Genomic DNA, 8,631 nt, shown 5'->3' with positions numbered 1-8,631 from the left:
GGACCAACAGGTGAAGCTAGCTTCGACGTACTGACTCTCTCGGAGAGCGAGGCGCTGGGTGATCGACAGCTGTCGACGCAGCAGTTTGCGTGGCGGAGATCCCCGGCCATCCCGGCCGTGATCGTGGCCGCGTACCGAGTCTCTGTTCGCGTGTGCCTTCAGGCTCCCGGCGGCCTTCCAGCTAGTTCCCGACGGCGGTATGGTGCACTGCATGGCTCGGAATCAGCACCTCTACTTCCTGGTGCACGCCTCGCATGAGCGGTTCAAGGTTGGCATCGCGACGAATCCCCTGTTGCGCTGGGCCGCGATCCAGCCTCGTGCTCAGACCGATTTTGCGGAGTCGCTCGTATTCGACATCAGTGGTGAGGTCCGCGCCAAGTGGACTGAGGAGACGCTCCACCGCGAGTTATCCGACTCGCGATTCAGGATGCCCTCGGATATCGCTGGGCATACCGAGTGGTTCAACTTTGCTGCCTTTGACCGAGCGCGGGCCTACGCGAGCTCGAAGCGCGAATTCCTCGGCATCAGCGCGGGGTATACGGTTTCCGCTCGCCCACGCCCATCCTCTGGAGAGCGCGGCCATGTTCGAACTACGTCGCGGATGTCATTAGGAGAGCGTGTCTCCCTGTCCGCTCTGCGCAACGCATCAACCGCGGACATGGTCGAGGCATACGCATCAACGCTGATCGCTAGAGACGCACTTCTCGGGTCCGCCGCCGATAAGTGGGGGCAGGTGATCCTCTATCTGCATCGAGACCGCATCACACCAGAAGAGGTTCTTCTATCAAATCAGATCCCTATGTGGGAATCCGGCCCGCGATTCACGCGCATCTTCGGGAGCATCATTTACGACGACACTTTTATCCGGCTTGCCGTCCTCCCGCCATTCAATGGGTTAGTGGATCGGGACAACTACGCTACGTGGGTACCGACTGCCCCCGGATTCGAACGAGTTCGTTCAGCTCTTGACCGCCTGATAGCAGCGACTCAAAGCCTTTCCGTTGCGCACTCCGCACGCACCCTGGACTCCGTCAGGCTCTGGTCTTAGCTAACTCTGTGTAAGCCTCGGTGAAGGCTCCGGAGGAGAGGCGCTACCGACCACGTCGAACGTGCCGTCACGACATGTCTCAAGCTCGACCCACACCGTACGAGCTGACGGTGCGAGGTGACCACGGGGAGAGCACCAGGGTGCGTCGGCGCAGGACTTGGTCAGCGTTCGCGCCGGCGTCTCAACGCGCAGTCCGATACATCAGCGCCACCGCTGTGCCTCGAGGATCTCTTCGAGCGCGTCAATCCCTCCACCGGCACGGAACCATTCGACTGGCGTGTGCTTACCTTCGACGATCATCGTTGATTGAGGCGTCGACATCAGCCCAGATGCGGAGATCCAGTGCTTGTCTACGAGGAGAGCGATGATCTCGGTCAGGTGCGGCAAGAGTTTGCCGGGAGACGAGAGGCTGAACTGCCATGAAGGGAAGCGACGCTGACCCGCAATATGGACGGCGTAGAGTCTCTTCGCGGCTACGAGGTCGTCGAGTTCTTGGTCGCTGAGATCCAAGAATCCTCGAACAGCATCGTCCGACATGCTGCTGTGAACGTTCGCTACGAGGGTGTTCGCGACATCGGCTTCCAACTCACCGCGACGGACCCGTGTGGCGATGTCGTCGAACTCTTCAGGAGTGAAGTCACCGGATGCGATCAGGTACTCGGCCTCTTCCGGGGACAGAGACGGCTCATCCAACAACGGGCGTGCGGCAAGGAGCGACCCGGTCAACACGCGCGCGATGTAGTCACCGTCCGCGTTGAGGCGCGAGATCGCGTCTTCGAGTGCGTGCATCGCGTCGGCGGATGGCCGAGGCTGAAAGCGTGCGCTAGCTTTCGATCGAGATTCATCAGCGGTCATACGGCCAGCGTAGAAGCCACCGGGGACGTAGAGGAGGTGCAGTCGCACTCGGCTGCACCTCCTCCTCGCGAGTTTCAGAGTTCGAGCGCGTCTCTCGGCTTGGCGACGTGAGTCGAAGCTGGACCGAGCTTGGCTTTGATCTCGCTACGCATCTTGACCCGATCCGCTTCGAACCGTTTTCGAATCGGCTGACCACCGACGGTCGTCTTGTCCAGCCAGCGCTCGAAAAACGGTGGGAGGTTATCGAGACGCTGATTGTTCAACGCTAGGCGCGCGCGCTCGGCCGCAGCTTCTTCGCGAGCACGTTCTGCCGCCAGGTGCGCCTCGCGAGCGCGCAATGATGAGGTTCTCGCCGCCGCAGCTTCATCCGCCGCGATAGCTTGCGCGGCAGCAGCCTCCCGTTGGCGCTCGGCGGCGTGCGTCTCGCGTTCCGCGAGCTCCTTCTCTCGCCCATCGAGCGCGGTGGAGCGCTTAGCGAGGCTCTTGTTTCTCTGCAAGCTCACGTCGAGCTCGAACTCGAGCGCACTCGTTGCATCACGTAGCCGGTCCGCCTTCGCTTGGAACTCACTGCTGCTGAGGTGCTCGCGTGATCGTTCGGTAACCCGATACTCGACGTCGTAGCCCGCAGCGGCCACGGCGTCCCGGACTTCCCGGTGCTGCCGTCTGAGGTCCGCTGGCCCCTTGAAGAATTCCTTCTGAGCGAGCCGTCCATCGGATGTGATGGGGGTAATCATGACGTGCAGCCCCGGATTGACCTCATCTAGGTGCATCGACATACCGATGATGTTCTCTTCACCGAACTCGCGGCGCACCCAATCCACGGCGGCGCGTGTGTACTGGGCTGCCTGTCGATTCAGCCCGCTCTCACGCCAGTCAGGGTTGTATTGCTCGAACCACTTCGGATCGAGCTGGAGCACCACACCTCGGATGAGCACGGCATCCTTCCGCAGCGCACGCGTGACCGTGCTTAGACGCTGCTGAAGGTAGTCATCGAGCTCGTCGCTCGGCGGCCGTCCGTCGACCGACTGGGGGCGCCGGTAGCCACCCATGCCATCGTTCACGAAGGTGCTATTGAGCATTGTCCGGTCGGCCACGATGTTGAGGTTGGCCTGAGGGAAGGCGAAGCCGGCTCTCCTGTCAACATCTCGCGCGATGTGCCTGAAGAAGGTCTTCGCGTGACCGCCGCGCCCCACCTTGTGGGACACGTCGTAGGTCATGGTGTAGCTCATGCTTCACCCCTCTCGACTTCTTCCGTGGCCTGTTCCGTCCTCGACGCAACAGGCCACGGAGCCTCCGGCGGCTCTCCCGAGGGGCTTCTCCTGTCGCTCATCCGAACACCACCCCTGTGCTTCCTTTGGAGGGTGGGCTACACCTTCTCGTCAGAAGAAGGTGTAGCCCCATACACTTCTGAGCACGCTTCGCTCGTCAGAAGCTTCTGGTGCCCTCCGGGGGCCGCTACGCGGGGAAGACGGCAACTGTGTCGACGAATCGTCACAACGCACCTCCCGATCGCTCGAGAGGCGACGTGCCAGGAGCCGCGGACAGCATGCGCGAGAGCCACGGCTCGAGTTCCGAGAGAGGCAGCATCTGAGACGCTCGTTCGGGACGACGAGCGTTCTTCCAGTCGCCCTCACTGACGGTGCCGAGACCCCACTGGGCGATCCAGTCGAGACGATTGAAAAGACTGAGATCGCGATCTGCCAGCGTCGGGATGGTGACGACTCCCTGGCGGTGAGCCATCACGATTGACATCAGCACGGCGCGACGAGGAGTGACGATGCGGTGCCCCTTCCCGTGGGCGAATCGAATGTGCCAGTTTTTCCACTCGTCGACGGTCCTCAGACATCCGGTTTTCGCGATCTCACGAGCGATCGCTCGCGCACGTAAGCACTCTTCGATCGTGTCCCACGGAGCTGTCTCGAAGGTCGCCATCTCGTGCTTCGATCCGTCTGGGATCGGAACGTATTCACCGGACATTGATGCCATCAGTGGGCGGCGCTTGAGGTCGAAGTCCATGCTGACTGCGCGTTCGACAACCGACGGGATGAAGTCCTTGCGTCCTTCCCTCCTAGAGAGCTCTTGGAAGCTAGGGAAACGACGGTAGGCGTTCTCGACTCGACCTTCACGAGTGACCACGTTGACCAAGAGCTCTTCGCGATCCTCGAAGCTGTCAGCCTCGATTCCCTCGGAGGGCTTCAAGCCGTTGTGAGCGCACACGCCGTCGGAGCGGAGTGACACATTCCCGCGAGTGGTGAAATTTACCAGATCGTCTTGTTCATGCTTGGCTTCCCAGATGGTTGCGTCCCCGGTGAGCGCCTTGCGAGCTTCGCGCAGATGTGCCGCTAGACCGTAGAGATCAAGATTCTCAACGTCGGTCGACGACCAGTCTGTGATGAATCCGTCAGTCGTGACTGAGAAGACCTGACCGCCTCGTTCGGTGATCTGATTCATCGTCGCCAGGAGCTGAGCGCGCACGAGGCTTGTCGTGGTTGCCGCGTGCGAGGGGCTGGAAATCGCGGAGCCACCGACGTTGTCCATCTCCTGCTTATGGGCATCCCACGAGCGCTGTTCAGCTACGTCTTGAGCGGTCTTCCCATAGATCGTGCATACGCCCGTCTTCAACGTCTCTTCCTCAAGCGATCCCTTTCCGAAGAGTCGTTTCGCAGTCGTGCGGTCCTCGATTAGCTGTTTCACGCCATGACGAAGCGACAGGCTCAGCGAGCCATCAGCACGGTGAGCAGGTCGCCCAGCGAAACCGATCTGACAGAACACCTTCGCGCCAAGCCGGAGCGCGAGCCAGAGTTCAGGCCCGCAGACCCACGTCCCCGCGGTTCCCTCGCTTGAGCGCGGATAGGTGAGAGTTCCGTCGGCCACGATGGGAAGCGTTGGGTAGGAAACATGGCGAGGGAACTCGAACGAGACGAATCCCACGAAGGACGTGGTCGGCTCCGGCACGTCATGGGCACTCAGAACCCGTTCGTGGACGACGTCGCGGATAGCACCGGTTTCCCAATCCAGATCAGGCACGAGTGCCATGGCCGTCGGGTACGCGTTCTTTGCATCGATGTCGGTCGTTCGCGTCGGGTAGTACCCCGGCGCAGGACACGCGTTCAACCCGCCGTGGTACGCGGACGCAAAGGCCTTGCTCAGCTGTGCTGCGGCACCGTCCACCGGCGTGCGACCGCGTTTAGCGTAGAACGTCAACTCGTCACCTTCTTCCACAACATCGACGGTGTCAACCTCGACAAGGCCGGAGAACGCGAGCCTGAACTCTTTCGGGGACGCCACCCCGAAGTACTCGGATCCCGACGCCACGAGTGACGCCGCCGCACCACCACCGAGAGTCACAGGCGGGAGCATGCCCTCGCCCCAGATGCGGGCGAGGAATTCGACGACGATCTCTGCGTCGTTGACGCCATAGTTGAGAAAGTCGTTCAAGTGTTCGCGACGATATTCCGTCATTCGCGAGATGCGGTCTCCCGGTACCTCGAGTTTCTCGATGCCAGCGGCCGCGCCGATTGCGGCGAGCGTCCGCTTGCCCGCAGGAGCGTGCGTCATCGTGTCGCGGACCGTAACACTCAACGACCGCCACCAACCGAAGTCATCGCCCCGCTGGTCGCCACTCTGGAGGCGGAACGGAAGCAGCGTGACTAGGCCGCCGGCAGCGGACGTGAGGCGCGTCAGATGATCAGTCACTCTCGCGCCACCGCGAAACGACGTCAGATCGGCAGCACCGTAGTGACAGGCCAAGACGATTGGGACGCGCCAGGGCGCAAGGGCCGCAGCCCTGGCCTGCCAATCGCCGGGGTTAGCCGCCCAGCTTCGAGCGGCGTCACCAGCGGGACCCGCGCTGGCCTGCTCGATGACCGTGCTGCGCCGCACTCCGCGGTCATCTACCTCTGCTCTCACTAGAGGTGACCGCCACAATGTCGCAGCGCGGACAACCTCCCAAAGAGCGGTGTGCATCCCGATCCGGCGTCCATCGAGCGGAAGGATGACTACTTGGATCATCGTCGACGAAGCGTCCAAATCGGGCGTTGCGAACTGCCAACTGTTGATCGTCCGAACACCATCTACTGTCGTGAACTCGGAGTCGAACCCGACGACGATCGCGCGCCGACCAGTTCCCATCGATCGCACTGAGGCAAGTTCTCCGAATGCGACTTCACGTCCCGCGAGCGGGGCGGCGGAGCCCACCGCGGGCGATAGGGGGTCGGGGTCATAAACACGGGGACCCATAGGCGCCTTATGACCCCGCGGCGAAAACCCCGGAAAATCAAGGGACCGCTGCGCTCCCGACGGCTCGATTGCTGGGGCACTTTTCTGGAGACCCCCAGTAACCGAGCTCAGGTGAGCGGATTGAGCGTGCCGCTGCATGCGCCGGACCAACACCTGGAACGTGCCGCCGGCGTCACGAATTTCGTGCGCTTTCCAGTCGGAGTGGAACGGTGTATTCACGCCGCACCTCCGATGATTACGGCAAGGCGCTCGCGCTGTTCGGCGGTAAGTCGCGGCGCGGCTGCGACGACACGGGCAACGGCTGAGTCGATCTCTGCCGCAGCTCGCGGGCGGCCGACGACGGGGTCAGCCAGCGCATCAAGATGGGCGGGGTCAACGAAGATGCGACGACCGACGCGCTCCGCAGGCAAGCTTCCATCAGCTACACGCTTCCGAAGCGTGGAGTAGCCAATGCGCCGAGCGTGTGCGGCTTCCTGAAGGGTGAGTCGGGACGGGATCTGGGATGTGACGTGAGTAGGCAAGCCCACTCCTCTCAAAAAGAAAGGAGCACCTGCATGTCTCACGGGCCACCTGCCGGTGCCTTCCCGCCAGGACCTCGTCTTTGCGATCCGTTGTTCACCAGAACGTTGACCCCGGGAGCTCACTACGCGCTGGTGGTCACCTGCGCCCGGGGCTTGGCCTCAAATGTGCGACGGGCGGGGGGCCATCCCCGTGGTTCCCGTCGGGTGCAATCCGACATCGCCGGATTGATTCAAACCTAGCAGCCAATGGCGCTCGAAATCAAACTCATTGCTCGTTTATGAGTAAAAACGGCCATTAAGCACTCGCGCTGTGCTCAGTACCAGCGCTCACCCTCAATAACGTCGTCGATGGCATCAAGACGTCCATCGCGGAGCAGCCACTGAATCGGTGTCTGCCGTTCGCCTCGGAACGTCAGATCCTCCTTGGGCACCGTCATGAATGCCTGCAAGCTCGCAGGATCGCGCTCATCGGGAAGAAACTCGCGGAGTAGATGTGCGAGATGAGGCAGCACGCCCTCCGACCGCGTGCCGGTGAACTGCCATCTGGGATAAACCGTGACCGGTCCAGCCTCAAAGCCGAACAACTTTTCTGCAGCGTGCAACTCTTGAACCCGGTCCCGGCTCACTCCGAGTTTCTCGGCCGCCTCGGACTCGCTGAGGCTAGCAGCGATCGCCTTCAGCAAGGTTCGATTCTCGAGTTCTCGAAGATCCCCGCGCGCAACGCTCGCTTCCGTCTCCGCCAACTCCTCCGTTGTGAATTCTCCCGACTCGATCAAGAATGCGCGCTCCTGGGCGCTGATCCCAGGATCGCCCGGGACGGCCTCGCGTAGAAGCTGGTTCGCCACGAGCCGCAGGGCCGCGGCAATCTCTGGGCCACAGTCTTCGGTAGTGATAGCTGAGAGGGTCACATCGACCGCGTCCGCGATCGTCAAAGGTCGAACAGTGTTCATTGGCCGCCCCTCCAACGCGGGTCTCGATTCAGCGTACGACGACTGTATCGCCGTCACAGTCGATCGCCCTCCGGCGCTCCTCAGCAACGCCGATCCCCGAGCTGGTGCACCAGTCCTTCTCACGGTCAACATAGTCGCATCTCCCCGTGGCGCCTCGACCAATAGTCCGAGTATCTTCTATGCCATGTGCGGCCGATTCGCGAACGACGCCAAGACCGACGAGCTGGTCCGAGAGTATGTCGCCGACGGAGGCAAACCCGAGGACTGGTGGAAGTCCTGGGCTGGCGCCTATTCGGTGGCTCCGACGCAAAACGCACCCATCGTCCGCGACCGCGGCGAGGGAAGGATCCTCGAGCTCGTGCGCTGGGACTGGCAGAAGCCGGCAAACCGTCCCAAGGGTGGGCCGGTCATAAACGCTCGAATGGAGAAATTGGCCGGCGGATTCTGGGCGCCAGCTTTCAGCGCTGCTCGATGCATCGTCCCCATGCGCGGCTACTTCGAGTGGACCGGTGAGAAGACCCCGAAGACCCCGCACTTCCTGCACGGCGACGGGCTGCTCTCTGCTGCCGGTCTCACCTGGTCGATGGAGCTGCCGAACGGCGAGAAGTCCCGCTGCTTCGTCGTCATCACCCGCGAAGCGCGTGACGCCAGCGGCGAGGTGCACGACCGGATGCCCGCGTTCCTGACGCCCGACACCTGGGATGCCTGGCTCACACCGGAGAAGCTCACCGGTGACCGGAAGACGGAGACGTTGGCGATGCTCGAGCACACCTCGAGCAACGTCGCCTCTACGATCCGCGAACACATCGTCGACCGAAAGGTCAGCAATAGCCGCACCGTCGACCCCACTGACCCGACCCTGCTGGAGCCGGTCGCCTGAACGGAGACACCGTGACCGACACAGCAGAGCAGGCTCGCCTCGCCCGTCTCCAGGAGATCCGAGAGGGCATGGAGTCGCTTCGGATCGAAGCTCTCGCGGAGCGCGGAGGCAAGACCTTCACGACAGCAGAGACGCCCG

The 8,631-nt window shown here is 62.3% G+C and carries 6 protein-coding genes; 2 read left to right on the top strand and 4 right to left on the bottom strand.

Annotation, left to right across the window (positions count from 1 at the left end; genetic code table 11):
* The first annotated feature begins 211 nt into the window (after positions 1 to 211).
* Entirely contained in the window at positions 212 to 1,048 is an 837-nt protein-coding gene (locus tag J7E68_RS05280) for a GIY-YIG nuclease family protein (RefSeq protein WP_215170526.1), read from the top strand.
* Between the two features lie 201 nt (positions 1,049 to 1,249).
* Here the strand turns inward: J7E68_RS05280 and J7E68_RS05275 are convergent, their stop codons facing one another.
* The 4 genes from J7E68_RS05275 to J7E68_RS05260 all read right to left on the bottom strand — a co-directional run bounded on the left by J7E68_RS05275 (position 1,250) and on the right by J7E68_RS05260 (position 7,595).
* Positions 1,250 to 1,903: a hypothetical protein gene (locus J7E68_RS05275; RefSeq protein ID WP_215170524.1), complete on the bottom strand. Its 654-nt coding sequence runs from the start codon at positions 1,901 to 1,903 to the stop codon at positions 1,250 to 1,252.
* A 74-nt stretch (positions 1,904 to 1,977) separates the two neighbouring features.
* Positions 1,978 to 3,132, bottom strand: a complete 1,155-nt coding sequence (locus tag J7E68_RS05270) for a plasmid recombination protein (protein ID WP_215170522.1) — start codon at positions 3,130 to 3,132, stop codon at positions 1,978 to 1,980.
* A 262-nt stretch (positions 3,133 to 3,394) separates the two neighbouring features.
* Positions 3,395 to 5,785: a hypothetical protein gene (locus J7E68_RS05265; RefSeq protein ID WP_215170520.1), complete on the bottom strand. Its 2,391-nt coding sequence runs from the start codon at positions 5,783 to 5,785 to the stop codon at positions 3,395 to 3,397.
* Positions 5,786 to 6,977: 1,192 nt separating this feature from the next.
* Positions 6,978 to 7,595 (bottom strand): hypothetical protein, encoded by a 618-nt coding sequence (locus J7E68_RS05260; protein ID WP_215170519.1) that lies wholly within the window; start codon positions 7,593 to 7,595, stop codon positions 6,978 to 6,980.
* A gap of 10 nt (positions 7,596 to 7,605) precedes the next feature.
* Here J7E68_RS05260 and J7E68_RS05255 point away from each other — a divergent pair, with 10 nt between their 5' ends.
* The gene (locus tag J7E68_RS05255; RefSeq protein WP_215170516.1) at positions 7,606 to 8,493 is read left to right on the top strand and encodes an SOS response-associated peptidase; all 888 of its coding nucleotides are present in this window, start codon (positions 7,606 to 7,608) and stop codon (positions 8,491 to 8,493) included.
* Positions 8,494 to 8,631: the final 138 nt, after the last annotated feature.

The sequence above is a fragment of the Microbacterium sp. ISL-103 genome, assembly GCF_018613995.1.
Taxonomy (GTDB): Bacteria; Actinomycetota; Actinomycetes; order Actinomycetales; family Microbacteriaceae; genus Microbacterium.
This window is presented reverse-complemented; position numbering and strand designations above follow the sequence as displayed.